General features: G+C 69.0%; 18 protein-coding genes. 6 read left to right on the top strand and 12 right to left on the bottom strand.

The window, feature by feature from the left end:
* Nucleotides 1-92 precede the first annotated feature (92 nt).
* The 6 genes from K2W61_RS23300 to K2W61_RS23275 all read right to left on the bottom strand — a co-directional run bounded on the left by K2W61_RS23300 (nucleotide 93) and on the right by K2W61_RS23275 (nucleotide 11,243).
* The gene (locus K2W61_RS23300; protein WP_236756676.1) at nucleotides 93-1,856 is read right to left on the bottom strand and encodes a GGDEF domain-containing protein; all 1,764 of its coding nucleotides are present in this window, start codon (nucleotides 1,854-1,856) and stop codon (nucleotides 93-95) included.
* 229 nt (nucleotides 1,857-2,085) lie between these two features.
* Nucleotides 2,086-2,550 carry a redox-sensitive transcriptional activator SoxR gene (gene soxR, locus K2W61_RS23295; protein ID WP_236756675.1) on the bottom strand — a complete coding sequence of 155 codons (465 nt, stop codon included), beginning with the start codon at nucleotides 2,548-2,550 and terminating at the stop codon, nucleotides 2,086-2,088.
* Between the two features lie 128 nt (nucleotides 2,551-2,678).
* On the bottom strand, nucleotides 2,679-4,241 hold the full coding sequence (locus K2W61_RS23290; protein WP_236756674.1) for a GGDEF domain-containing protein: 1,563 nt from the start codon (nucleotides 4,239-4,241) through the stop codon (nucleotides 2,679-2,681).
* Between the two features lie 95 nt (nucleotides 4,242-4,336).
* Nucleotides 4,337-5,341, bottom strand: a complete 1,005-nt coding sequence (locus K2W61_RS23285) for a site-specific integrase (protein WP_175140116.1) — start codon at nucleotides 5,339-5,341, stop codon at nucleotides 4,337-4,339.
* A gap of 175 nt (nucleotides 5,342-5,516) precedes the next feature.
* The gene (locus K2W61_RS23280) at nucleotides 5,517-6,935 is read right to left on the bottom strand and encodes a 3-deoxy-D-arabino-heptulosonate 7-phosphate synthase (RefSeq protein WP_236756672.1); all 1,419 of its coding nucleotides are present in this window, start codon (nucleotides 6,933-6,935) and stop codon (nucleotides 5,517-5,519) included.
* 168 nt (nucleotides 6,936-7,103) lie between these two features.
* Complete coding sequence (locus tag K2W61_RS23275; protein ID WP_236756671.1) at nucleotides 7,104-11,243, bottom strand: autotransporter domain-containing protein; 4,140 nt, start codon at nucleotides 11,241-11,243, stop codon at nucleotides 7,104-7,106.
* Nucleotides 11,244-11,467: 224 nt separating this feature from the next.
* Between K2W61_RS23275 and K2W61_RS23270 the strand changes: the two genes are divergently transcribed.
* The 6 genes from K2W61_RS23270 (at nucleotide 11,468) to K2W61_RS23245 (ending at nucleotide 20,073) form a co-directional block, all read left to right on the top strand.
* The gene (locus tag K2W61_RS23270; protein ID WP_236756670.1) at nucleotides 11,468-14,092 is read left to right on the top strand and encodes an autotransporter family protein; all 2,625 of its coding nucleotides are present in this window, start codon (nucleotides 11,468-11,470) and stop codon (nucleotides 14,090-14,092) included.
* Between the two features lie 213 nt (nucleotides 14,093-14,305).
* Nucleotides 14,306-15,388, top strand: a complete 1,083-nt coding sequence (locus K2W61_RS23265) for a DNA-binding protein (protein ID WP_175139969.1) — start codon at nucleotides 14,306-14,308, stop codon at nucleotides 15,386-15,388.
* A gap of 83 nt (nucleotides 15,389-15,471) precedes the next feature.
* Nucleotides 15,472-16,566 carry an AI-2E family transporter YdiK gene (gene ydiK, locus K2W61_RS23260; RefSeq protein WP_236756669.1) on the top strand — a complete coding sequence of 365 codons (1,095 nt, stop codon included), beginning with the start codon at nucleotides 15,472-15,474 and terminating at the stop codon, nucleotides 16,564-16,566.
* 212 nt (nucleotides 16,567-16,778) lie between these two features.
* Nucleotides 16,779-17,564, top strand: coding sequence for an RNA pseudouridine synthase (locus tag K2W61_RS23255; protein WP_236756668.1), 786 nt, complete (start codon nucleotides 16,779-16,781; stop codon nucleotides 17,562-17,564).
* A 397-nt stretch (nucleotides 17,565-17,961) separates the two neighbouring features.
* A complete protein-coding gene (locus K2W61_RS23250; RefSeq protein WP_175140115.1) occupies nucleotides 17,962-18,900 on the top strand; it encodes a S66 peptidase family protein in 939 nt (312 codons plus the stop codon).
* Nucleotides 18,901-18,924: 24 nt separating this feature from the next.
* The gene (locus tag K2W61_RS23245; RefSeq protein ID WP_236756667.1) at nucleotides 18,925-20,073 is read left to right on the top strand and encodes a zinc-binding metallopeptidase family protein; all 1,149 of its coding nucleotides are present in this window, start codon (nucleotides 18,925-18,927) and stop codon (nucleotides 20,071-20,073) included.
* 76 nt (nucleotides 20,074-20,149) lie between these two features.
* Here K2W61_RS23245 and K2W61_RS23240 read toward each other — a convergent pair whose 3' ends face one another.
* The 6 genes from K2W61_RS23240 to K2W61_RS23215 all read right to left on the bottom strand — a co-directional run bounded on the left by K2W61_RS23240 (nucleotide 20,150) and on the right by K2W61_RS23215 (nucleotide 26,251).
* Nucleotides 20,150-20,800 (bottom strand): helix-turn-helix domain-containing protein, encoded by a 651-nt coding sequence (locus tag K2W61_RS23240; RefSeq protein WP_175139965.1) that lies wholly within the window; start codon nucleotides 20,798-20,800, stop codon nucleotides 20,150-20,152.
* A gap of 76 nt (nucleotides 20,801-20,876) precedes the next feature.
* Nucleotides 20,877-22,331 (bottom strand): N-acyl-D-amino-acid deacylase family protein, encoded by a 1,455-nt coding sequence (locus K2W61_RS23235; RefSeq protein ID WP_236756666.1) that lies wholly within the window; start codon nucleotides 22,329-22,331, stop codon nucleotides 20,877-20,879.
* A gap of 85 nt (nucleotides 22,332-22,416) precedes the next feature.
* Complete coding sequence (locus K2W61_RS23230) at nucleotides 22,417-23,409, bottom strand: ABC transporter ATP-binding protein (protein ID WP_236756665.1); 993 nt, start codon at nucleotides 23,407-23,409, stop codon at nucleotides 22,417-22,419.
* A complete protein-coding gene (locus K2W61_RS23225; protein ID WP_236756664.1) occupies nucleotides 23,406-24,419 on the bottom strand; it encodes an ABC transporter ATP-binding protein in 1,014 nt (337 codons plus the stop codon). Before K2W61_RS23225 ends, K2W61_RS23230 begins: the two co-directional genes overlap by 4 nt.
* An 8-nt stretch (nucleotides 24,420-24,427) precedes the next feature.
* Nucleotides 24,428-25,303, bottom strand: a complete 876-nt coding sequence (locus K2W61_RS23220) for an ABC transporter permease (RefSeq protein WP_175139962.1) — start codon at nucleotides 25,301-25,303, stop codon at nucleotides 24,428-24,430.
* Between the two features lie 12 nt (nucleotides 25,304-25,315).
* Nucleotides 25,316-26,251 (bottom strand): ABC transporter permease, encoded by a 936-nt coding sequence (locus K2W61_RS23215; protein WP_175139961.1) that lies wholly within the window; start codon nucleotides 26,249-26,251, stop codon nucleotides 25,316-25,318.
* Nucleotides 26,252-26,283 lie beyond the last annotated feature (32 nt).

The raw sequence follows: 26,283 nt of genomic DNA, 5'->3' as shown, positions 1-26,283 counted from the left end.
GCTTTGCGTTCGATGCGACCCTGGCGGTGGTCGCTAACGGCTGCGCCGCCTGATGCCGGCCGGTATGCGCGGGTAGGCCGGTCGAACCGGCCTCACACCACATCGCCCCGCACCACGCGGTTCTTGCCTCCGGTCTTGGCGCGGTACAGCAGTTCGTCGGCGCGCCGGAACAGCGTGTCGGCCGCGGTGGCATGGCGCCATTGCACGCAGGCCACGCCGAAGCTGGCCGTCAACGCGAACACTGCGCCGCCCTCTGCGCGCACGCTGGCCTGGGCGATGCGCAGGCGCATCCGTTCGGCGGCGTCGACCGCCTGGTCGGAGGTCGGCGCGTGGCAGAGCACCGCGAACTCCTCGCCGCCGACGCGGGCCACCACGTCGCTGTGGCGCCAGGTCTGGCGGCACAGGTCGGCCACGACCTTCAGGGCCGCATCGCCGCTGGCATGGCCATAGGTGTCGTTGATGCCCTTGAAATCGTCGATATCGAACAGGATGAACGCCAGCACGGCGTGCGAGCCGCGCCATTGTTCCAGCGTCTGTTCGAAGCGGCTCTCGAACGCGCGGCGGTTGAGCAGGCCGGTCAGGAAATCGGTTTCGGCCATCACGGCCAGATCGACGATCAGCCGGTCGCGTTCGCGCTCCACCTGGCGGCGCGCCGCGGCATTGTCTTTGAGCACGCTCAAGGCCGCGAACATGCCATCGACCTCGCCACGGTACTTGCCTACGGGAATCGGCGCGGCCGTCGTGCCGTCGGCAATGGCGCCGATGATGCGGGTCGCCTGCACGAACGGTCGGATCACGCGCCGCCGGAATTGCCGCAGCGCGAGCATCAGCGCGGCCGTCAGCGCGGCGGCGGCGACCAGGGTGGTCACCAACAGGCGGATCGCCTCGGTACGATGTGCGTGAATGCTCTGTTCCATCTCGTCCAGCATCAGGTCGCGGAACTGGGTAATGGTCTGCATCAGCGGCACATAGGTCGCGGCCAGTTCGGCCGCGGTGACGTCGGCGCCTTCCGGCCGCAGTGCGGCGGTATCCCGCACCCGCGCCAGGTAGCGCAGCGCCTCGCCGAAATACAAGCTTCGCATTTCGGCATAGAGCCGCGAGGCGCGCAGGTCCGGCCTGGGCGCCAGCCGCGCTTCGAGCAGGTCGCGCAACTGGTCGATGCGTCCGAGCACCCGCTCCATGCGAAACTGATCCGTCTCGGTCAGGCGGCGCTGCTTGGTCAGCGCGGGGGTGAAGGTCGAGCCCAGCAGGCCGGCTTGTTCGCGCAGATCGCTGGCCAGCAGGGCCGGGGTCAACAGGTGCGGGGCGTCGAGCTCGTGTTGCACCACCACGCGGACGCTGTCGGCCATGGTCAACTGCAATGCCGGGACCAACGCGACCATGCCGTCGACCGCTTCGAGCACGCGCTGGCCCGACATCGTGGCGCGCGGCGACATGATCAAGGCATCGGCATCCGCGCGCGCCTGGAGCAGGGCGTAGCGGATGCGCTGGATGTTGTTGAACTCCCTGGCGCCGTCCGGATGCCGCGGGGCGCGGTAGAGGGCCAGCAGGTTGGCGATGCTGGTGTCGCTGCGGACACGGGCTGCCTGCAGCGCATCGAGCAGGCGCTGGTTGACCGGGCGGGTCGAGCCCAGCGCGGCATTCATCGGGCCGCGTTCGGCCGATACCCTTTCCATCGCGAGAAGCGTGGCCCGCACTTCCTGGAATGCCCGCAACGCATCGGTGGTGGAAAGGTAGGCCGCGCGGCTCTGGATCAGCAGGATTGCGGTCAAGACCGACATTGGCAGCAATACGCCGGCCGCCAATATCAAGAAATAGCGCTCGAGCGACTTGATGGAAAATCTACTGCGCAACATACGGGTGGGCCGGCCTGATGCGATGTGTCAGAGCGCGCAGGATACTGTAATTACCAGGCCTGCGACTCCGGCGGCGCGCCGGGCCGCAAGTATCTCGGCGGATTGCGCAACACTATTGCAATCGAAGGTCGTTGATTGCGCCGCCGGCCGCAATTGATGCGTAATGTTGCCCCGCCCGATCACGCTGAAGGCGCGGCTTGGCATCGTGCCGGCGCGCCCGGCCCGGCGGCTAGGGGCGTTCCAGAATGCGCGGACCCGGCCCGTCGCGCCCCAGCACGTCGTCGGGATTGCGCAGCGGGCAGTCCCGCAGCGACAGGCAGCCACAACCGATGCAACTGTCCAGTTCATCGCGCAGCCGGGTCAGCTTGCGGATGCGCTCGTCCAGGTTGGCGCGCCACTGCGACGAGAGGGCTTTCCATTGCGCCGGCGTGAGCTTTTGGCTGTCCTGCGGAAAGCGCGCCATGGCCTCGCGGATTTCCTCCAGCGGTATGCCGGTGCGCTGCGCCACCTTGATGATGGCGATGTAGCGCAGCACGATGCCGGGAAAGCGCCGCTGGTTGCCGTCGCTGCGCGAGCTGTGGATCAGCCCCTTGGATTCGTAGAAGTGGATCGTGGAGACCGGCACGCCGCTACGCCGGGCCACTTCGCCCACGGTCATGACGCGTGTGATATCGATCGGCTTGTCGGCCGCCATGGTGTTGACCTCAAGTTAGGTCGAGGTCTTATAGTTCGTCGCGCGGGATTTGGCAACCGCGCCTGCGCGGCCGGCCATGCCTTGGGGTCCGCCGCCCCGACGCCGCCTGGCGCGCTGTTGGCGCGCGGCTAGGCCGCGCCGTGCAGCACCACCCGATTGCGGCCTTGCTGCTTGGCGCTGTACAGGGCGGCGTCGGCGGCATGGAACGCCTGCAACACATCCGGTCCACAGGCCGGCCACTGCGCCACGCCGGCCGACACGGTCACGCTGCCCACCGGGGTGATGTCGCGCTCGGCGATGCGCTGGCGCAGTCGCTCGGCCACGATCATTGCCTCGGCCGGGCCGACCCCGGGCAGGAGGATCAGGAATTCCTCGCCGCCATTGCGGCACAGGATGTCGCCGGGGCGCGAGCTGTCGCGCATCAGCTGGGCCACGTTCTGGATCACCTTGTCGCCGGCAGTGTGACCGTGCGTGTCGTTGACGCGCTTGAAGTGGTCGATGTCCAGCGCCACCACCGAGAACGCCGTGCCGCTGGCCTGCAGTTGATCCACCGCGTCCTGGGTGCCGCGCCGGTTGCGCAGCCCGGTCAGCGGATCGGTGATGCTGGCCAGGTTCAGCTTGCCGATTTTTTCTTGCAGGCTGGTGAAGCTCCAGATCACCGCGCGCTTGAGGCGTTCCGCCTCGAAATACCAGGCCTTGACGGACTTGACGCGCTGCATCGCCACCGCGACGTCGTGGTGTTCGACATTGGTGGCCAGTTGCGACAGCGGCAGCGAGATCTGCCGCGCGCACCACCAAAGCGCCAACAGGAACACCACGGCCAGGGGCGCGGCATAACCCAGCAAGGCCCACAGCAGGTCGTTCAGCGGCGTGAGCGTCACCGTGGTGGAGCGCTGCGCCACCACGCCCCAGCCGCTGGTGGGCACCGGCGCGTAGCCGGCCAGCATGTCCACGCCTTGCGAATTGACCAGGCGCCGGGCGCCGGCCTGGCCTTTGACCACCGCATCGATTACCGGGTTGCCCGTTACCACCTCGCCGATCCGTTCCGGATTGATGTGATAGATCAGCCGGCCGTCCCCGTCCACCACATAGATGTATGACCCGTCGGTGTAGTGATGGCGGCCCAACAGATCTTCCAGAGCGCTATCTTTGCGCAAGTGCAGGGTGCCCGCGATGTAGCCCAGGAAGCGGCCATCGGCCGCGATGATCGGATAGGACAGGTTGATCAGCAGATTGCCCGCGATCGACACGTAGGGCTTGCTGATTTCCGGTTGGCGCGATTGCAGCGCGGCGCGGCTGCCCGGGCTGTCGACGCGGGCGCCAAGGAAGCTGCGGAATCTTTGCGTGGTGGCCAGGATCAGCCCGTCGGCCCCGACCACGCCCACCGAGTTGAAGCTGTCGCTTTGCTCCTGTATCCGCAGCACTTCGGCCGCCAGCAACCCGGGCACGTCCATCTGGCCGGCGATGTGGCGCGCGCTGTAGCCCAACTGGCGCTGCGCGGCCTTGAGGAAGCTGCTGGCGCTTTCGGCCAGTTTGGCCGCATAGACCCGGTTCGCCTCCAGCGTGTTGGCAATGAGTTGTTCGCGTTGCAGCCGATAGCTGGCATACAGGGCATTGGCGGTGGCGGCAACGGCGCTGAACACCGTGAGCGCGAGCACCAGGCCGCGCAGATTGATTCGCAGGGAAGACACAGCAGGCTTGGACCTCGGGGCACGCGCGGCGCGCCCCGGCGCCGGCAGCCGCCATTGTATTCAAGTGTGCGCGGACCCGGAACCGGCGCGCCGCTTCAGGCGTCCGGCAGTGCCTCGTCGGCGGCATCGAGCAATCGCGCCGCGCGCGACTGCATCACGGCGCCGGCACGGTGGTAGCTCATCGCCGTGGCCACGCTGGCGTGTCCTGTCATGGCCATGGTTTCCGCCAGCGGCACGTTCTGGCGCCCAGCCTCGGTGACGAAACCCGAGCGCAGGCTGTGGGCTGAAAACGGCTCCTCCAGCCCGGCCAGGCGGCTGCGCTTGACGACGATATCGCGCACCGCGGCGGCGGCCAGCGGTTCGCCGATCACGCCGCCGCGCCGCACCCGCCGGAACAGGGGGCCCTCGGTGATCCCCGCCGCGGCCAGCCAGGCGTCGAGCGCGAGCGCGGCGGCGCCGACGATCGGCTTGATGTTGTCCGCGCGCGCCGAACCCTCCTGGTTGGTCTTGGAGTGCGCCAGCGCATATAGATAGCCCTGCGGCGTGCGCAGCGTATTGGCCGTGGTGGCGCGCACCACCTCCGAGCGCCGCCGCCCGCCGCTGGCCCAGGCGAACAGCAGCAAGGCGCGGTCGCGCAGGCCTTCGAGCGAATCGTCACAGGTGCCCAGCAGCGCCTGCAATGGCGCGCGGGTCAGCGCCGGTTTTTTCACGGGCAGGTCGCCGCGCCGGGCATAGGCGCGCCGGGCGCGCGACAGCAGCGTCGCCACCTGTTCGTGGCGGCAGGGGTTGATCAGTTCCTGCAAGGCGTGCGCCTTGGACAGCACCGCCACCCGGTGCAGCACCGTGTTCAGCGACAGCGGCCCGGGGCGCGCCTTGACGCCTTGCGCCATCAGCCGCTGGTCGATCTGCTCCGGCAGGCCGTGGCGCAGGCCATCGGCGCCCTGGACCTGCAGATGGTCGACCACGAATTGCACCACGGCGGGCGCCGCCACCGGCAGGGCCAGCGGCTGGCCGAAGCGCAGGGCATACCAGGCGGCCCAGTAGCGCATGGCGGCGCGATAGGCGGTCTCGGTGTTGGCCGAACTGCCTTCGCGCAGCAGGGCACGCACCGCGGCCTCGGTGGCCGCGTCCAGGGCCGACGGGTCCAGCGGCGCGACCGGCCGCGCCGGCGTGGCGGGCAGCGCGCGGGAGGAGGGCGGGACGGGCGGGCGCATGTGAGGGCGGGGCAAAAGCCTCATTGTGCCCGATCCGGTCGGCGGATTGTTCCGGCCGCGCTCAAGCTGACGCGCCTGCAGGCGCGGACCGTTGCGCCACGGTCGCCAGCAGGTCGTCCGGGTGCACCATCAGGGACCGTGCCAGCTGGCGCATGGCGGCCAGGTTCAACACCGGCTGCCAGCGGGCCTCGCGCCACAACGCCTGCCAGAGCGGCGCCAGCATGTCCTGGTCCACGGCCTGGCCCTCGCCCAACGCGGCGGCATAGGCCAGACAGGTCGGCGCGGACAGCAATTGCATCCGGCTGGCCGCGTGCAGTCCCGCTTGGGGAGCATCGGCTGGCGCGTCGCTGCAGTACAGCACCTGCTCCGCCAGGGTGGCTTCCGCTACCGGCAACGCCGCCAGCGATGTCCCGCGCACCTGGATCACGCCTTGCTGGGTGGAAAATGCATACGCCTGGTCCGGCTGTGCGCGCGCCAGCAGGCGCAGCCCGCGCAACAGCCGTGGCAGGTCGGTGGTGGCGGCCTCCACCGAGGCCTTGGCCTCGATCACCAGACAGATATCCCAGAGAGGCACCGCATCGGCGGGCGCCGGGTCGGCGCGCCTGAGCAGGACCGCATCCCATTCGGTCTTGGCCCGGTCCGTGGCGGCCGCCAGGCTGGCCGGCACCCGTAGCGACGTCACGACCTGGTGGCGCGGGGTCATGCCCGCCGTCGCGGCGCCTTCAATGCGGTCCAGGTAGTGCGCCACGGCCCGCAGCGCGCGCGCCGCCTGCGTTTCGACCGCGATACCGCGTTGCCGGGCGAGCCGGGCCTGGGCGGTGGCTTCGGCACTGCCGGCGCGCGGCCCGAGCCGGGCGCGGATCTCTCGATAGCGGCATACCGCCGGATCCCGCCCCAGCGCCTCGATCCGGCACAGGCGGGCCAGCGCGGGATCGTCGGCCAGGGCGCGCAAGGTCGAGGCCAGGCCGTCGGCCAGAGCCACCTCCGGCAGGGCCGGCAACGCGTGCGCGAGATGCGCCACCAGCCCCCAGTCTGCCGCCATCGTCGCGGCATGCAGCCGCGCCAGCCGCGTCCGCGCCTGGCCGGGCGGCAGGCGCGCGGGCTTGGCGGGATGTGCCAGCGCGTCGACCACGGCCTGTACCCTGCGCCGGTCGGCCGTCGCGCCGCCATTGAGCGCCAGGTACTCGCGCACCACGGGCAGGCGGTAGGCCAGCACGGCCGCCTGGAACGCCGGGTCGCCGTCCTGCGGGCGCAGGGCCTCGCGGATGAGCCCGTCGAGGGCGACGACGAAGGCATCGCGCAGCGGCAAGCCGGGCTCGTGGCCGCCAGCCAGCGTGGCCTGTAGGCGCTCTATCGCCCGCGCCAGCGCGCCCGCGTGGCTGCCGGCTGCAGCGGTGCCGACCGCGCCGACGGCGCCAGCCAGCCGATAGCGACGCGGCACGGCGTCCAGGAGGGCACGGAGCGGGGAGGGAAGGAGCATGGGCGGCCTGGCACGGGATGCGGTGCAATGCGCCCGGCGGCAGGCCTGTCCCACGGCCGCGACCCGACGGGCGCAATCGCGCCAATCATAAACGCTGGCTCCCCCCGGCGGATTGGCGTATCCGCATCCCGTGCCCGTTTCGCGGATGCCGATGGCGCGAGATGCCGATCAGAAGCGCCAACGCATCTCCAGCGATCCGGCATGCTGGCGGTTGCCGCCGCCGAACTCGCCGCCATAGTTCAGGCCGGCGGTCATGTTGCGGATGGCGACGATGTCGGCGCCCAGCTCGATGCGCGCCGCGTCGCGTGCGATGGGTGCGCCGCCCGTATCGAACGTCGGTCCCTGACTGAAAGACAGCGCCACGCTGGGTCGGGTGTTGCCATACACATGGCGCCATCCCAGCATGCCGCGCAGGGCGATGGCCGTCCCCGGGACCTGCCAGCCACCGCGCACACCTGTCAGGCTGCTGAGGTTGCGCTGGCGCTGGCCGTCGCTGGCAAGGGCCGCCGAGCCGCCCGACTCCGAGAAGCCCTGCATGCGCAGCTGATTCCAGGCGAGGTTCACGAACGGTTCGAGTACGGCCGTGTCCGACAGCGCCAAGGCATACCCCGCTTCGGCGAAGACCTGGGTGGTCGCGCCGCGATAGCCCGCGGTGAGGGTCTGGTCCAGGCTGCCGTAGCGCACGGCGCGTCGCGAATCCACGTGGTGCCAGGCATAGGCGCCGCCGGCCGTCAGCGTGAGCGTGCCGGCGCCAAGCGCATAATCCTTGCCGCCGTACACGGTCGCGGTGTAGCTATGCAGGGTGGCGCTGGCCTGGCGCGAAGATGTGCCCAGGCGCGCGTCCGTGTATCCCCACGCGCCGCCGAGCCGCCAACCCGCGCCAACGGCCACATCCCCGCCCAACGTGAGATCGGTGCTCTGCTCGCTCACGCCCGGGGCGCTGCCGTCACCGGCCAGGCGACGCGATTGTCCGCCGAGCCGCACCCAAAGAGGCGCCGCGTCGCGCCGCGGCAACGCCGCCGCCGGCGGCGGCTCTCCATTGTCGAGCGCAGCCATGGGGGCGCCGGGCAGCATGCGCATCGACAGGTTCTGGCGCAACGCGACCAATCCGTTCAGCGATGCAGGCGTCATCGCGATGTTCGCCAACGCGGTGGCCACGCTGGCATGGGTGTCGCCCGATAATTGGGTCAACGCGGGCGCCAGGGCGGCGGCATCGTTGCTCAAGGCAATGTTGCGCCAGACCTCGTGAGTCTGCGGCAGCGCGTCGATGGCCGAGGCGACCGCGGCCTGGTTGCGCGTGGCGGCCAGACTGGCCATGCTGCGGTCGTTGCGTTCGAGCGAGAGCGTGACGTCGTTGCCATCGCCGCCGCTCGTGCTGACCGGCGCGTTCAGGAACAGCAGCGGGTTGCGGATGCTGGCGAATGTGCCGGCAACCGCGCCCGCGCTTTGTTTGGCGATCAGCGTATAAGGCCCGTTCAAAGGCTGCCAGGACGCGGCATCCTCCGGTGACAGGCGCAGTTCCAGGGTGCCGCCGGCGATGTCCACCGCGCCGGCGGCATTGATACGGCTGACGGCGGAAGGCGCGCCGCTGATGCGCAAGGTGCCGTGGTTGACGTAGTCGCCATTGATCTGCTGCGTGCGGAGGGGATTGCCCGGCGCGTGCACGGCGCCGGCGGCGATCGTGGCGCCGCCGAGGCTGCCCTCGCCACCGAGCAGGGTGCCGCTCTGCGCGAGTACGCGGCCACCCAGCCGCGCGCCCTGGCCAAGCCACAGGCCGCCGCCCGCCAGCGTAACCTTGCCGGTATAGGCCTTATTGTCGGCGCTCAATTCCAGGGTGCCGGCGCCGATCTTGGTCAGGCCGCCTTGGCCGCTGATGCGGCCGGCAAAGAGCGTGTGCCGGTTGTCCGCGCCCGTGGTCAGGGTGGCTTTGCCCAGCGCGACGTCGCCACGCCCCGCCAGCGAGCCGACGGTCTGGTCCAGGTCGGCCAGGTCGAGTTGCGTGCCGGCATTCAACAGAAACGCACTGCGGGACGAGAAACCATTGGCCACGCCCGCGCGCAGCACGCCCGCCTGCAGCAGGGTGGGCCCGGAATAAGCGCCTGCGCCGGCCAACACCAACGTGCCGGCCCCGGCCTTGACCAGGCCGCCGCGAATGGCGTCATCGCGGATCGAGCCGGACAGTGTCAGCGTATGGCCTGCCGTGTCGACATTGGCCAGACCGGCCAGGGTGAGCGTATTGCGCACGTTCAGGCCGTCGGCCGCGGCCAACAGGGTCGCGCCGTTCGAGATGGCGAGCAGGCCGGTACCCAGGGCGTTGTCGTGTCCCAGCCCCAGCGTGCCTTCCCGCAGCTGCGTGCCGCCCGAGTAGCTGTTGTTGCCCGTGAGGATCAGCGTGCCCATTCCGGTCTTCACCAGGCTGCCCTGGTAGCTTGAATCGGGCTTGGCCGCCAAGCCGGAGACCCTGCGCTGGCGCAGGTCGATTTCGGATCGCGTGGACGCATTGGTCGCGATGACATTGGTTCGCGGTGCGTTTATCGCCGCGTGCGCCAGCTCCTCGTCCGTGCGGCCGGCCAGGAAGGCATCGTAGTCGGTCGGCAAACTGTAACCGGCGGCCCAGCCCGGATGCGCGGCATCATACATACTGAGCAACTGCGCCCCGTAGGGGTCAGCCTTCGCGGCACGCACCGCGGCCCGGTATTCGGAATAGGTGAAGTTCGGTTCCAGATTGCTGGTGATGACTCGCTGGAGCAACGCGCGGGCCCGTGCCATTCCCTGGCGCATTTCCTCGGTCGGCGTGGCGGCATCGGGGACCGGCTGGATTCGACGCGCCAGCATGGCCGCCTCGGCTGTCCAGCCGGCAATCTCCGACTTTTCTTCCTGCTTGCGCTGAAGCAGTGCGGCCTCTGAAATACCGTTGCTCCAGGTGTCAGACACACCCGCCGGCAGGTTGGCGTTGAAACGCCCGAGGAACTGCGAAGGGCCCTCCATGCCTTTTTTCAGATCCGGCACGCCCCAGCCATAGGTGGCGTCGGGCACATCGGCGGGGCCGGCGCCGCGATGGGAGGCGGTGGTCAGCAGTATCGTGCGTATCTCCTCGTTTCCCAGATACGGATACCGCTGCATCAAAACGCCCAGCGCGCCGGTTACGTGCGGCGCCGCCATGGACGTGCCGCTATAGCGGACGTACTGGTCGTTGCCTTTGTCGCTCACGCTGTCGATATCAACGCCCGGCGCGGCAACACACCAATATTTGGCCACGCCGCATCGGTTGAAGTTTTGGCCACCGCGTTGATCCAGGCCGGTCACGGCGATCCAGAATCGTTCGATGTCCGGACGGAAGTACGGCACGCCGGCACGAATCGAGCTGTTTGCCGCGCCGGCATTGCCATTGGCCCAGACGTGCAGCACGCCGTCGTCTCGCGCGACATCGGCCGCGGCATCCAGCCACGTTTTCTTGCCGGCGCCGTTTATGCGCAGGTAAGCCCTGGAAAAACCCGAGATCGAGTCGTAGTCGTCGGCAGAAGGGGGGCTGCCCCAACTGCTGTTGATCGCGCGCACACCCGCGGCGGCGAGGTTGCCGTAAGCCGCCTTGAAATAGTTATAGTCCATGTTCGATCCGTAGATCGAGCCGTCCGTGCCGTTGGTATTCGAGGTGTAGTAGATGCTGTTGAATGCCACGCCCATCATTCCCTTGCCATTGCGGGCCGCGGCGATGGTGCCGGATACATGGTTGCCGTGGTTGTCGTTCGCGCTGATCAATTTCGCGCTGTCGGACCGATTGATATAGATTCCGTCCCGGTCGAAAGCATCGCCGGCATGCCAGGCCAGCCCGTTTCCGTCCAGTTGGCTGCCATCGTTCAGGTATTGCCCATTGACCCGGATGCTGGTGAAGTGGCGGCCGGCGAACTCCTGATGCGTCGGCTGATAGCCGGAATCCACCGAGCCCAGTTTTATGCCGGCGCCGCTGAAGCCCCGCGCGTAGGCGTACTGGGCGTTCATCGCGGCCAGGCCCCAGTCGGCCTTGAACTCGGGGTTGTCGGCCCAGGTCGCGACGGCGGCCTTCAGATCATGCGTGCGGGTGCCGTCGTAATTGACATAGGGCTGCGCCTGCGCGTTGCCCGCCGTAAGTTGGCATAGGGTCAAAATGGCCAGGTGTGTCGCGGTTCCGCGTGGCCGCGACCGCAACCTGGATGCGAGGCCGAGGTAATGCTGTGAGCTTTTTTTCTTCACGTGTTTCCCCTGTGGGTCGGCATCGCTTGTCGTCCGGGCGCGGCGGCGCCCGCCGGCCGTACGGTGCGATGTCCGCAATCGATTGGCTTTCTCGGTACAGCGCGTGAATTGTGGGTCCGGGTGTCAGCGGATCGCCATACTCCGCGGACACTTTCAGAATCGTCCTAGCGTCGGCATGAGCGCGATACCGCGCCGTGTATCCCCGGTTTGGCCCGATCCCGCGGGAGATGAAGGCATGCCGCTGGCCGAGCGAAAACAACGGCCTTCGATCAGGGGGTAAGACAGTTGAAGTAGTTTCGGAATTGTCTGATGTCGCAGGGGCTGGCCTGGCGCGCATCATCGCCGCCATGTTCAGATTTCGACCTTCTTACATGCTGGCGCTGGTCGGCGCCGCTCTTGCCGCCATTCCCGCCTGTGGCAACAGCGCCGAGGTGGGCGGCGTCATCGTCACGAACGCCGATCGCGTGCTCAATCCGGGCGATACGATCACGTATGACGGCCCGGGCCGCGCCGCCGTCATCGTCTCTGGCGATTCCAGCGCTCTGAGCGGACGGCAGATCACGATCCAGGCCGGCGCGAATACCCAGAACAACACCATGGGCGTACATGTGCGCGGCGGGTCGGTCATCCTGCAGCAAAGCGCCATCACAACCCATGGTTTCCAGGGGGTGGGCCTGCAAGCCGATCCGGTCAATGCGACCCGGGCCACGATCGAGGCAAGCGACACGCGCATCGAAACGTTTGGCGCGGATGCCATGGGCGCAGTCGCGAACCTGCCGGGCGGCACGATCACGCTGGCCCGAACCCGCGTGACCACGCATGGCGATACCGCCAGCGGCCTGTTCGTGCAGACAGCCGGCGCGCGCCTGTCGGCCGCGGATGGCAGCGTCAGCACGTCGGGCAACGCTGCGCACGGTGCGGAAGTGGTCGATGGCGGCCTGCTCGAACTTGCCAACATGCGGGTCAGCGCCACCGGCAAGAACGCTTGGGGTATCGCCAGTTATGCCACGCAGGCCAACAGCAGCAATACCGTCGTCTTGAGCCGTGGCAGTCAGGTGCAGACGCAGGATGGCGCGGCCCTGGTCGCCGCGGGCGGAGATCACCGGTTTTCGCTGAATGACGCCGATATCGTCGGCCGTGCCGGCGGCGCGGTCGAAGCGGGTCGATTACTGCATTCGCTGTCCACCGGCAATACCCGTGGCGTGCGAGCTCCCAATGGCGGTGGCGCAGCGCCCGATATCGCGACCGGGCATATCACGCTGGACGCCACCGGTTCGCGCCTGGTGGGCGATGTGCTGATGGAAAGCGGCGAGGCCGACATTGCGCTCAAGGGCGGGTCGTCGTTGACCGGCGCCCTGATCGAACGCAATGGCGGCCGGGTCAAGTCGATGACATTGGACGGCGCCAGCAGCTGGATCGTCCGCGGAGATTCGTCGCTGGCCGCGCTGGATAACGGCGGCACGGTGGCGTTCGCAGCGCCGAAAGCTCCCGGTGATTTCAAAACACTCACCGTCGATAATTACACGGGCAAAGGCGTGCTGGTGCTGCACACCCGGCTGGGGGATGACGCTTCCCCAACGGACAGGTTGGTCATCAACGCGGGGAAGGCCAGCGGACGCGGCGCCTTGCGCATCATCAACGCCGGCGGCAATGGCGCCCTGACGGCGCAGGGCATCCGGGTGGTGCAGACGATCAATGGCGGCAGTACGGCGCCGGACGCATTCACGCTGGATGCCGGGTCGTCCGGCTTTCGCGCCAGCTCCCGCACCCTGGCGGTCAATGGCTACGAATACAGCCTGCTGCGCGGCGGCCGAGGCGGGGCGGCGCAGGATTGGTACTTGACCTCGGAGCGCGCCGCGCCCACGCCCACGCCCGCTCCGGCCGGTTCCCAGCAACGTGCCGCCTCGAGCGCCACGGCAGGCCAGGATGGGCCGCGCAATGTTTCGCCCGAGGGTGGCGCCTATCTCTCGAATCAGATGATGAGTGCCGCGCTGTTCATTCACGGCATGCACGATCGCATGCCGTCCAAGGGCGGTGTGGCGGAACCCTTGGGTCCGGGCGAGGCGCCGACGGCGAGCCGCAATGTCTGGACGCGCGTGCAGGGCCGTCGGGACCGCGGCCTGCGCATGGCCCAGGGGCGCGTCACGCTCGACAGCGAGCGTTATGTGCTCCAGTTTGGCGGCGACCTCTGGCAAGCGCCATTGGGCGCCAATGGCGCGCTGCATCTGGGGCCGATGGCCGGCTACGGGGAAGCCCGCAGCACCTCGACCTCCGGGTTGGTCCTTCCCGGTGGCGAGACGTTGCGCGCGCGGGCGCGCGGCAAGGTCTCGGGATACTCGGCCGGCGTATACGGCACGGCCTATCAGAACGATGCCACCCGGCTCGGTGCGTATGCCGACACCTGGGTGCAGTATGGGCGCTATTCGAACCAGGTCAGCAGTGAACTGGGCAGTGCGCGCTATCAATCGTCCGTCTTGAGCGGGTCGCTCGACGCCGGCTATGCCTTGGCGCCCTTCGGCGCATCGACCGCGCTCGCGCCGCTTGTCGTCGAGCCGCATGCCGGAGTGCTCTACAGTCATTACGAGGCCCGGCAGGCCTCGCTCCAGGGAACCCGCATGCGCACGGGCGCCAGCGACACCTGGCGCACTCGCGCGGGCGTGCGGGTGTATCCCCGACCGGCCGCGGGCAGCCGGGGAGTGCGCCCGTTCTTCGAGGCGGACTGGCTGCACAGTTTCGACATACCGTCCGTGCGCATGGGGCCGAACCGATTCGAGGCCGCGGCCTCGCGTGACAGCCTGGAGCTCAAGCTGGGCGTGCTGGGATGGGCCACGCCCGCGTTGCAGGTGTCCGGGCAGGTCATCGGCAATCTCGACGGCAATGGCCAGTCCGGCCTGGGCGGCGCGGTGAACCTGGCCTACCACTGGTAGGCGGCAAGCGTGCCTGTGGCTGGCACGGCGCTGGCCAGCGCCGCGCGGCTTGAGCGCGGATGACCCGACGATTGGATAGCCGCAATGCGTGGCAAGTGATATTCTAATAAATCATACATACGCTGTATGATATAAAACACTTATAAATAATTACTCACGATAAGATTCCATTATCGTGGGTAATTCTTGCCAATCGATCCAGGAATCCGAGCCATGGCCAGCGGTATCACCGAACAGGATGTCTGGCGCGCCGCCGACGCGCTATTGCTGGAGGGCGCGCGGCCCACCATCGAGCGCGTCCGCCAGAAGATCGGGCGCGGCTCGCCCAACACCGTCAGCCCGCATCTGGAAACCTGGTTCCGCGCGCTGGGCGCCCGCATCCAGGACCCCGGCGCCTTTGCCGCGCCGGCGGCGGTGCCCGAACCGGTCGCGCAGGCTGCCGCGCACTTCTGGGAAAGTGCGCTGGCGGTGGCCCGCGCCGAGCAGGCCGAGGCCGGCCGCGAACAAGCCGAGGCGCTGCGTCAGGCGGGCGAGCGCCTGGCTGCGCAAGCCGAGCAACTACGCCAGCGCGAAGCGCAATTGGCCAGCCGCGAACGCGACCTGGAAGAGGGGCTGAAGGTGGCGACCGGACAACTGGCGGCCACCGAGGCTCGCCTGCGCGCGGCCGAATCCCAGTTGCGCCAGCGCGACGAGGCCGCGGCCCTGGCGCAGCAGCAATTGGCCGATGCCCGCGCCGCGCTGCTGGCCCAGGTGGCCGATGCCGAACGCGGGCGCCAGGAGCAGGCCGAGGCCCTGGCGGCGGCGCATGCGCGCCATGCCGCGCACGAACGTCGCTGGCTCAACGACCTGGACGCGGAACGGGGCCAGGCCAAGCGGCTGCTGGCCCGCGTGGAGGCGCTGCAGGCGGCCGCGCAGCAACAGGCCGAGCAGTCACGCCAGGCTTTGGCGCAGGCGGCCGAACGCCTGCGCGCGGCCGAAGCCGAAGCCGCCGTCCGCATTCGTGGCGTGCAAACCGATGCCCAGGCGGAGCAGGGCAGGCGGCTGGCGGAACTGGCCGCGGCCCAGGAGGCGTTGCAGGCTTCGCGCCGCCGCGAGCAGGAACTGGCCGAGCGCCTGGCGGCAGCCGAGTCGCGGCAGGCCGACCTGTTGGCCCAGCAGCAGGACCGCGATGCGCAACTGTTGGAAATGACGCGCCACCTGATCGCCACCCGCGTTGCCGCAGGGTCCGGCGCGCCGGTGGCGGCGCAAGACGGTGGCGATGATCCGGCGGCGCGCGCGCCGGCCCGGGGCAACTGAGGCGCGCCGTGTTCACCGCGTCACGTCCGGCGAAGTTCGGATAAAGTCGCACAAGACCCATTTGCTGCCGCCTGGAGCCCCGCTTGAATCCGAATGCCCCCCGTCCGCCCGCGGATCTCGCGCGCAATCTGCTGGTCGTCGTCATCCTTTCTGCGCTGATGATTGGCAGCCTCTATGTGCTCAAGCCATTTCTGTTTGGCCTGATCTGGGCCTCGACCATCGTGGTGGCGACCTGGCCGGTGATGCTGGCGGTGCAGCGGCGTTGCGGCGGCCGCCGCTGGTTGGCCACGGCGGTCATGCTGATCGTGTTGCTGGTGGTGATCGTGCTGCCGCTGTATCAGGCGATTTCGACGCTGGCCTTGCACGGCGGGACCATCATGGCGGCGATCAAGGGCCTGCCTGATTACGCCTTGATGGCCCCGCCTGGCTGGGTGCGCGCGATCCCGCTGGCCGGCGAGCGCGTCGCGCACGAATGGCAAGCCCTGGCCGATGCCGGCGCCGGCGGCCTGCTGGCGCGGCTCGAACCCTATGTCACCATGGCGGCCAAATGGCTGCTGAGCAATGCCGCCATCGTCGGGGTGTTCGTGATGCACATGCTGATCACGATCGTGATCGCCGGCATTCTCTATAGCCAGGGTGATGTGGCGGCCAATTTCATGCAGCGCTTCGCCAACCGCCTGGCGGGGCACCGGGGCGTGGCGGCCATTCGCCTGGCCGGGCTGTCGATCCGCGCGGTGGCGCTGGGCATCGTGGTGACGGCGGTGGTGCAATCGGCGCTGGGCGCCCTGGGACTGTGGGTCGCCGGGGTGCCGGCCGCCGGCATCATCACGGCGCTGATGCTGATGCTGTGCCTGGCCCAGCTGGGGCCGTTCCTGCCGCTGCTGGGCGGCGTCATCTGGCTGTTCCAGAACGACATGAAGGTGGCGGCGGTGCTGCTGCTGGTATGGGCGGTGCTCGTTACGATGCTCGACAATCTGTTGCGGCCGCTGCTGATCAAGCGTGGCGTGGACCTGTCGATGCTGCTGATCCTGGCCGGGGTGCTGGGCGGCATGTTCGCATTCGGAATCGTCGGGCTGTTCATCGGCCCGGTGATCCTGGCGGTGACCTCCACGCTGCTCAAGGCCTGGGTCGACGAAGTCCCGGCGCCGGAGGCCGGCACGCGTTCCAGCGATACCTGAGCGGCGCGCCCTGGTCATGGCCGCGCCGGCAAGGGACGGGAAGGGCGCGGGGAATGCGCGTAACATCTCGCTCCAGGCCATTTGCGCGCGCCTCGGCGCGCCGCCAGGGCCGTTCCTGTTCCGCCTTTCGATGCCGTATTCCAGATGACGATGTTGCCGCCGATTGCCCGCCCCGCCTGTTTCCGATCCTGCCTTGTCGTGGGGGGGCAGCCATGAGTGACAGCGTCCGCCTGGCCAAGCGGCTGGCCGTCGAGCAATCCTGTTCGCGTGGCGACGCCGAGCGCTATGTCGAGGGCGGCCGGGTCGCCGTGAATGGCAAGGTCGTCGAGGAGCCGGGTTTCCGGGTTCGTCCGGACCAGGAGGTGCGCCTGCTGCCGGGAGCGCGCCTGGAAGAGATACGCCCCGTGACCGTGCTGGTGCACAAACCGGCGGGCCTGTCGGCAAGCCTGTCGGCGAGCCTCTCGGCAAGCCTGGCGTCCGGCCCTGCGGCGGATCTGCCAAGGTCTGGCCCGGCGCGTTCGGCGCTGGATCTGATCCTGCCCGACAACCTGATGCCGGGCGACCGCTCGGGCCAGCGCTACCTGAAGCGCATGTTCCACGGCCTGGCGCTGGCCACGCCGCTCGAACGTGCCGCGAGCGGCCTGGTGGTCTACTCGCAGGAATATGCGGTCACGCGCAAGCTGGTGCAGGAAGGGCGCGACGTCGAGCAGGAGTACATCGCGCAGGTGCGCGGCACGCTGGACGCGGCCGGTCTGGCCCGACTGCAACGCGGGCTGCCGTACGAGGGCCGCCCGGCCGTGCCGATGAAGGTCAGTTGGCAGAATGAAACCCACCTGCGCTTCGCGCTCAAGACACCGGCGTTGGGGTTCATCGAGTACGCCTGCGACAGTGTCGGCCTGCAATTGCAGGCCTTGCGCCGTATCCGCATCGGCCGCCTGCCGATGGCGGGCCTGGCCGTGGGGCAGTGGCGCTATCGGCTCGGATACGAGCGGTTCTGACGTGGCGCGGGGCGGCTCCACGGGGTGATTTCTGTGGTCGCCGCGCCAGGCAAGTTAACGTGGATTCTGGAATAACTTAAAGTAAATTCTGGAATCGCACGGTGCACGTGCGCTGGCGTGCGGGGCGGCTTGGTTGATTTTAAAGTTGTTTCTTTAAATATCTTCCAAGGCATTGATAAAGTTAATAATTTATTCGGAATAATATATGGCGACACGGCCTCGCGCACCTCTGCCTCAGATTGATTCGGCGCGCCGTGGCCTGCTCAAGGCGGCGGGCGCGCTGGGGCTGTCGGGTCTGGCGCTGGCCGGATGCGCCAGCCGGGTCGCGGGCCGGGACCCCGCTGCCGGGGACGGCGGCGGCCCGCCGGCCAGCCTGGCGCCAGGCCGCGACATTGCCGTGCCGGCCTTGCGTGCGGGAGGATGCGTGGCGATCGTCGCGCCCGCCTCGGCCGCGGATGGCGCGGCCTTCGAGGCGGCTGACTGGCTGCGGGCGCGCGGGTATGACGCCCGTATCATGCCGGCGGCCCTGACGCGCAGCGATGCGCCTTTCGACTATCTGGCCGGCGACGATGCCGCCCGGCTGGCCGACCTGCATGCGGCGTTCGCCGATCCGACCGTCGACGCGGTCTGGTGCCTGCAGGGCGGTTTCGGCTCGTGGCGGCTGGCGGACCGGCTCGATTTCGCGCTGCTGCGCCAACATCCCAAGCCTTTCATCGGGTACAGCGACATTACGGCGCTGCACCTGGCGATGCAGCGCCACGCCGGCTTTGTCACCTTCCACGGACCGATGCTGGCGCAGGACCTGCTGGCCGGCAAGCAGGAGCCCACCGCCAGCCACGTGCTGGCCATGGTCGGCGGCCAGATCGGGGCGGGAGCCTGGATCGACGCGCCGCCGGGTTCCAATCCGGTGGTGCTGGCGCCCGGCAGCGCCAGCGGCCGGCTGGTGGGGGGCAACCTGGCGCTGATCGCCGCCATGATCGGTTCGCGCCACGACATTGCCACGCGCGACGCAATCCTGTTCATCGAGGATGTCAACGAGGCGCTGCCGCGCATCGATCGGCTGCTGTCGCAACTGCGCGCTGCCGGCAAGTTCGACCACCTCAAGGGCGTGCTGGTGGGCAATTTCACCCGGCTGGGGCTGCCGATGGGCGATGAGTTGGGTCAAAGCCAGCTGTTTCCGTTGCTGCGCGAGCAGTTCGATGGGCGCGATATTCCGGTACTGGCTGCGTGGCCCAGCGGCCATGGCGACCCCAATCTGACGCTGCCGCTGGGCGCGCGAGTGACGCTCGATACGCAACGCCGCGGCCTGCGGCTGGAACAGGCGGTGGCGGTCTAGGCCGCCGTCTCCGGAGCCCGACCCATGAACGACTTCTTCCAGGCCCTGGGGCGCCAGTTGAGAACCCCGCAGGGGTCGCGCGCGCGTCCTCGCCACGCCCGCGCCAAGGCGTTCCAGTGCGTCTGCGGTCAGCGCATCTTCTTCAACAACAGCGAATGCCTGCACTGCCATCGGCAGTTGGGCTTCGATCCCAGGCGCGGCCACGTCCTGGCGCTGGCGCCGGGCAAGGCCGCTGGCACCTGGACCGAAGCGGGCCGCGCGCGCGGCCGCACCTTCAAGCGTTGTGCCAATTTCGCCAGCCCGGCAGCCTGCAATTGGCTGCTGCCGGCCGCTTCCGCCAGCGGCTTGTGCCTGGCCTGCGGCCTGAACCGCACCATTCCCGACCTGTCCTGCGCGGAGAACGGTGTGCTGTGGGGCAAGGTCGAAGCCGCCAAGCGCCAGCTGGTGGCGCAGTTGCTGACCCTGGGCCTGCCGATCCGGCGCGCGCACGCGCAGGGCGACGGCGGCCTGGCGTTCGATCTGCTGGCGCCGGCGGCCGATGGCACGCCGCCGGTGACCGGACACGGCGGCGGTTTGATCACCCTCGATATCCGCGAGGCCGATGATGCCTACCGCGTCCAGGTGCGCGAGGCGATGCGCGAGCCCTACCGCACGCTGCTGGGGCATTTCCGGCACGAGATCGGCCATTTCTATTGGGACCGGCTGGTGGCCGGCGGCCCCTGGCTGGAGCCGTTCCGGAACGTGTTCGGCGACGAGCGCGCCGACTATGCGCAGGCGCTGCGGCGCAACTACGAGGCGGGCGCGCCGGCCGATTGGGCGCAGCGCTTCATCAGCACCTATGCCGCCTGCCATCCCTGGGAAGATTGGGCCGAGACCTGGGCCCATTACCTGCACATGATGGATACGCTGGACACCGCCATCAGTTTCGGCGTTGCCCGCGTGGGTGTGGAGCAGGCGGGCGAACCCTTTACCCGGGCCTCGCTGTACGACCCGGAGGACCCCGAAGGGCAGGGCTTTCTCGACCTGGTCAATGCCTGGGTGGCCCTGACCGGCGTGCTCAACGAGCTGTCGCGCAGCATGGGGCAGCGCGATTTCTACCCGTTCGTGCTGCCGGCCGTGGTGGTCGGCAAGCTGCAATTCGTGCACCGGGTGATCCGGGGCGCCGGCCGCTGATTCCTTGGCGCGGGAACGGCATGGCGCGCCCGGTTCGGCGCCGGCTGTCCGGGCGGGCAGGTGGGGCGGCGCGGCCTCAGGCTTTGCGGGGCGCCGGCTTGAGGCGCGAGGGCACCTCGTCCAGGTCGCTGCAGACCGCCAGCACTTCGGCCGGCTTCTTGCTCAATGACAGGTAGACGTGGCCGATGCCGCTATCGAAATACGCCGACTCCAGGCGGTTCAGCACCACGCTGTCGCCGTTCTCGAACTGGATGCGCACCTTGCCGGACAGCACCAGGGCGAACTCCTGGCCGGGATGGCGGATGTAGTCCTCGAACTCCACGACCTTGCGCGAGTCGATCAGCGCCAGCATGGGCATCATCTTCTTGCCCGGGTATTCGCCCATCAGCAGGCGATAGTGGTAGTTCTCGGTGGCGTAGTCGCGCGCGTCGCTGAGCGTGTTCTTGACGTAGGTGGGCGCCACCTCGGCCGGGGCCGTGTCGCGCAGCATGAACATGCGCGTCATGTCGATGTCCAGCGCCCGCGCCAGCGCCGCGAATTTCTCGTAGCTCAGGGCGATCTGGCCCAGCTCGGCCTTGGACAGGGTCGATACCGCGATGCCGCTGGCCTGCGACAGCGCCTGCAGTGTCATCTTGCGGGCCTTGCGCTCGGCGCGCAGCCGGGCGCCCATGGCTTCCTTGCCCACGATATCGGGGGGAGCGGTGTTGCGAGCGGAGGGAGGGGCCATGTCGCGGTCTGGGTCCTGGGTTGGCAAAGGGGCGGAACCCGCCCCGTTCAGGCCGGATTGTAAAGGCAGGCCCGGCTCAGCTCGCCGTGCGCGCCAGGACCCGGCCGGGATGCTCGCCGGTGAACGCCTGCTCGCGCCAGACCGGGGCGCCATTGACGTACACCGCATGGATGCCGGCGGCGCGGCCGGTGGGCTGCTCGAAGGTGGCGGTATCGGCCACCGTGGCCGGATCGAACACCACCAGGTCGGCAAAATAGCCGGGTTGCAGTTGCCCGCGCCCGGCCAGGCCGAAGCGGGCGGCGGTCAGGCCGGTCATTTTCCAGACCGCCGTTTCCAGCGGGAACAGCCCCAGATCGCGCGAGTAATGGCCCAGCACCCGCGGGAAAGTCCCCCACAGGCGCGGATGCGGGCGTTCGTCGTGCGGCAGGCCGTCGGACCCGATCATGGTGGGGTCGAAGGCCAGGATGCGCTGCACGTCGGGCTCGTCCATCATGAAGTAGATGGCGCCGGCAGGCTGCAGTTCGGGCACCACGTCGTACTTGGATTTGCCGCGCTCGGCGGCCACTTCGTCCAGGTCGCGCCCGCTCAGCTCGGGGAAGGGCTTGCACCAGGTGAGCAGGGTGCGGCCGGCCAGCAGCACGCGGTCCTGCTTGAGCATGGTCGAGCCGGCCACGTAGGGGTAGGCGTCCAGCGACACTTCCTGGCGCGCCATGGCGGCCTCGATCAGCGGCAGCGTTTCGCGCGAGCGGCCGAAGTTGGGCTGGCCCATGAGCTTGTGGTGCGAGATCACCACGGGTACGTCCAGTTCGCGGCCGATGCGGAAGGTTTCCTCCAGCGCGGCCACGATGTGCTCGCCCTCGTCGCGCATGTGGGTGGCATAGATGCCGCCATGGGTGCGCAGCGGCCGGCAGACTTCGATGATTTCCTCGGTGGTGGCGTGGGCGGCGGGCGGATAGAACGCGCCGGTCGAGATGCCGATGGCGCCGCTGTCCATGGCTTGCTCGGCCAGGGCCCGCATGGCCGCGATTTCCTCGCTCGTGGCCGCGCGCTGCAGGTCGGGCATGACGGCGGCGCGCAGCGTCGAGTGGCCCACCATGCAGGCGGCATTGACCGCGGCCGGGGTGACGCGCAGCGCGTCCAGGTAGTCGCCGAAGCGTTCGAAGCGGTAAGAGCCGCCTTCGTCCAGCAAGTCCAGCGGCGGCGGCGGATTGGCGTGCGCCAGCGGCGCCAGGCTGATGCCGCAATTGCCCGTGACCACGGTAGTCACGCCCTGCGAGATCTTGGGCGTCATGTCGCGGCGCCGCAGCAGGTAGTTGTCGTCGTGGGTGTGGGAGTCGATGAAGCCGGGCGCCACCACCAGGCCGGTGACATCGAGGCGGCTATGCGCGGCGGCGCCCGACAAATCGCCAATGGCGGCAATGCGGTCGCCCCGCACGCCGAGATCGGCGCGCCGCCCGGGCGAGTTGCTGCCATCGATGAGGGTGCCTCCGGCGAGTACGAGATCGAAAGGCAGGGAATCGGATGGGGACATGGCATGCTCCGGCGACGAGGCCTGTTGGCAGGGATAAAGCGCTTTACGCGGGCGCTTTGGGGGTATCGGCATTACAGCGAGCCTGCTAGGCGAAGTGGCAGGCGGCCAGTTGGCCCGGACCGACGGGCCGCGCGACCGGGGCTTCCTGGGCGCAGCGCGCCTGGGCCAGCGGACAACGGGTGCGGAAGGCGCAGCCTGACGGCGGCGCCAGCGGGCTGGGAATTTCGCCCTTGAGCACCGCCACCGGGGCGCGCTCGCCCCGCCGCGCCGAGGGCACCGCCGCCAGCAGGGCGCGGGTGTAGGGGTGCGCCGGGCGGCTGAATACTTGGTCGCGGCTGCCGCTCTCGACGATCCGGCCCAGGTACATGACCGCCACCTGGTGGCTGATGTGCCGCACCACGCTCAGGTCGTGCGAGATGAACACATAGGTCAGGCCCAGGTCGCGCTGCAGGTCCATCAGCAGGTTGATGACCTGCGCCTGCACCGACACGTCCAGCGCCGAGACCGGCTCGTCGCAGACGATCAGATCCGGCTCGGGCGCCAGGGCGCGCGCGATGACGATGCGCTGGCGCTGGCCGCCTGAGAACTCGTGCGGGTAGCGCTCGGCCGCGTCCGGCCGCAGGCTGACGCGCGCCAGCAGATGGGCCACCCGCTGGCGGATGGCCTCGCGGCCATGGCCGGCGTTGCGCAGCGGTTCGCCGATGATGTCGCGCACCCGCATGCGTGGATTCATCGACGAGAACGGATCCTGGAAGATGAACTGCATGCGTTGCCGCATGGCGCGCAGCTGGCGGCTGCCCATCGCGGCCAGGTCGGCGCCTTCGAGCAGGATGCGGCCCTCGGTGGGGTCGGTCAGGCGGATCAGGCACTTGCCGGTGGTCGACTTGCCGCAGCCGGACTCGCCCACCAGGCTCAGGGTCTGACCGCGCGCCACCGACAGCGACACGCCGTCCACGGCGCGCAGCACCTTGCCGCCTTCCAGCGCAAAGTGCTTCTTGAGATTGGTCACTTGCAGCAGGGGGGCGGCGGCCGTCGCGTCGACGGCGGCGCCGGGAAAGGGGGCGTCGTGCAGATTCATCGCGGGTCTTGCTCCATCAGGGCGGCCGGCGCGGCCTGGCGCGCCCAGCACCAGACGCGGTGGCGGTCGCGGGTGACGACTTCGGGCGGCGCCTGGTCGGCGCAGCGCGGCAGCGCCTGCGGACAGCGCGCGGCGAAGGCGCAGCCGCGCGATTCGGGCGTCATCACCGGCACGATGCCGGGCAGTTCGGCCAGGCGGGCGCTATGGTCCTGGCCGTCGATGAAGTCAGGCAGCGAGCGGATCAGTGCCTGGGTATAGGGGTGGGCGGCGTGGTCCAGCACGTCGTCGACGCTGCCTTCCTCGACCTTGCGGCCGGCGTACATGACGATCACGCGCTGGCACATCTGCGCCACCACGCCCAGGTCATGCGTGATCAGCACGATCGCCGTGCCCAACCGCGCCTGGATGTCGCGCAGCAGGTGCAGGATCTGGGCCTGGATGGTGACGTCCAGCGCAGTGGTCGGCTCGTCGGCGATCAGCACCTTGGGCTGGCAGGCCAGCGCCATGGCGATCATGGCGCGCTGGCGCATGCCGCCGGACAATTGGTAAGGGTATTCGTGCACGCGCCGCGCCGGGTCGGAGATCTGCACCAGTTCCAGCAGCGCCTCGGCCTGCTTCATGGCCTGGCGCCGCGACAGGCCCTGGTGCAGCATCAGCGGCTCGCTGATCTGGCGGCCGATCGTGAACACCGGGTTGAGCGAGGTCATCGGCTCCTGGAAAATCATCGACAGCTGGTTGCCGCGCACCGCCCGCATGGCTTTCTCGGGCAGCACCAGCAGGTCGCGGCCGTCGAATTCGACGCTGCCGCGCGCCACGCGGCCGGGCGCCCGCAGTAGCCGCATGATGGACAGCGAGGTGACGCTCTTGCCGCAGCCGGATTCGCCCACCAGGCCCAGGGTCTCGCCTGGCATCAGGTCGAACGACAGGCCGTCCACGGCCAGCACCGTGGTTTCGTCGCCGTCGAAACAGGTGGTCAGGTCATGCACTTGCAATACGGGTTGGGTTGGCATGCGCGCTCCTACAGCTTTTTCGCCAGGCGCGGATCGAGCATGTCGCGCAGCCCGTCGCCCACCAGATTGACGGCCAGCACGGCCACGCCCAGGAACAGGCCCGGATACAGGATGATGTGGAAGGCGACCGCGACGAAGTTGCGGCCCTCGGCCATGATGTTGCCCCAGCTCGGGATCTGCGGCGGGATGCCCACGCCCAGGAAACTCAGCACGGCTTCGGTCAGGATGGCCGAGGCGGCGATGAAGGTGGCCTGCACCATCAGCGGCGCGAACAGGTTGGGCAGGATGTGGCGCAGCAGAATGGCCGGCACCCGGGTGCCGGCCGCCACGGCCGCCTCGATATAAGGCTGCTCGCGTATGGTCAGCACCAACGCGCGTACCAGCCGCACCACGCGCGGCACCTCCGGCACCACGATGGCCACGATCACCGTGCCCAGGCCGCCCTTGAGCGTGGCCATCAGGGCGATCGCCAGCAGCACGCCGGGAATCGCCATCAGGCCGTCCATGATGCGCATGATCAGGCCGTCCAGGCGGCGGAAGTAGCCGGCCAGCATGCCCAGGATGACGCCGCCCGCGGTCGACACCAGCGCGACCACGACCCCGACCAGCAGCGATACCCGCGCGCCCCACAGGGTGCGCGCGTACACGTCGCGGCCCAGCGCGTCGGTGCCGAAGAAATGCTCGGCCGACGGCGGCTTCATGCGCGCCATCGGGTTGATGTCCTGGGGATCGACCGAGGTCAGCCAGGGCGCGGCCAGCGCGATCACGGCCAATGCCAGCAGGATCGCGCCGCCGACATACAGCATCGGATGGCGCCGCAGCGAGCGGACGGCGCGGCGCCAGCGCGGACGCGGCACGGCCAGGGGCAGGGTGGTGGTGGTCATGGCTTGCCCCTCTCAATAGCGGATGCGCGGGTCGAACAGGCGGTAGCTCAGGTCGACCAGCAGGTTGATCAGCACGTAGATGCCCGAGGCCACCAGCAGCACGCCCTGGATCACCGGATAGTCGTGGCGCAGCACGGCATCGATGGTCAGGCGGCCCAGGCCGGGAATGGCGAACACGGTTTCCGTGACCACCACGCCGCCGATCAGCAGCGCCACGCCCACCCCGATGGTGGTGACGATGGGGTTGGCGGCGTTCTTGAGCGCGTGCCAGACGATCGGGCCGGCCGCCAGACCCTTGGCGCGGGCGGTGCGGATGTAGTCTTCCGACAGCGCCTCCAGCATGGTGGCGCGGGTCATACGGGTCAGCAGCGCCATGTACACCAGCCCCAGCGACAGGCAGGGCAGCACCAGATGCCGCAGGTAGGGCACCAGGCCATCGGCCAGCGGCTTGTAGCCCTGCACCGGCAGCCAGCCCAGCTTGATGGAAAAGCCGTACACCAGGCTGTAGCCGATCAGGAACACCGGCACCGAGAACGCGCAGACCGCGCCGATCATCACCAGCCGGTCCAGCAGCCGTCCGGCGTTCCAGGCGGCCAGCACGCCCAGCGGCACGGCGGCCAGCACCGCGAACAGCATGGTGAAAACGGCGATCGACAGGGTCGGCCCCATGCGCTGGCCGATCAGCTGCGCCACCGGCATCTGGGTGGCGATCGACGTCCCCAGGTCGCCGGTGGCCAGGTGCCCGACCCAGATGCCGAACTGCGTCAGCAGCGGTTTGTCCAGTCCCAGGTTCTGGCGGATCCTTTCGACGTCCTCGGTGGTGGCGTTGTCGCCCGCGATCACCGCCGCCGGGTCGCCCGGCGACAGGTGGATCAACAGGAACACCACGACCGCGACCACGGCCATGACGGGAATGACGGCCGCGATGCGGCGCAGGATGGTTTTCACGCTGGCGGTCCCCCCTGGCCGGACGCGGCGCG

It is taken from the genome of Achromobacter pulmonis, assembly GCF_021733725.1.
GTDB lineage: Bacteria > Pseudomonadota > Gammaproteobacteria > Burkholderiales > Burkholderiaceae_B > Achromobacter > Achromobacter pulmonis.
Note: the sequence above shows the minus strand (reverse complement) of the source record. Positions and strands in the feature narration are given on the sequence as shown.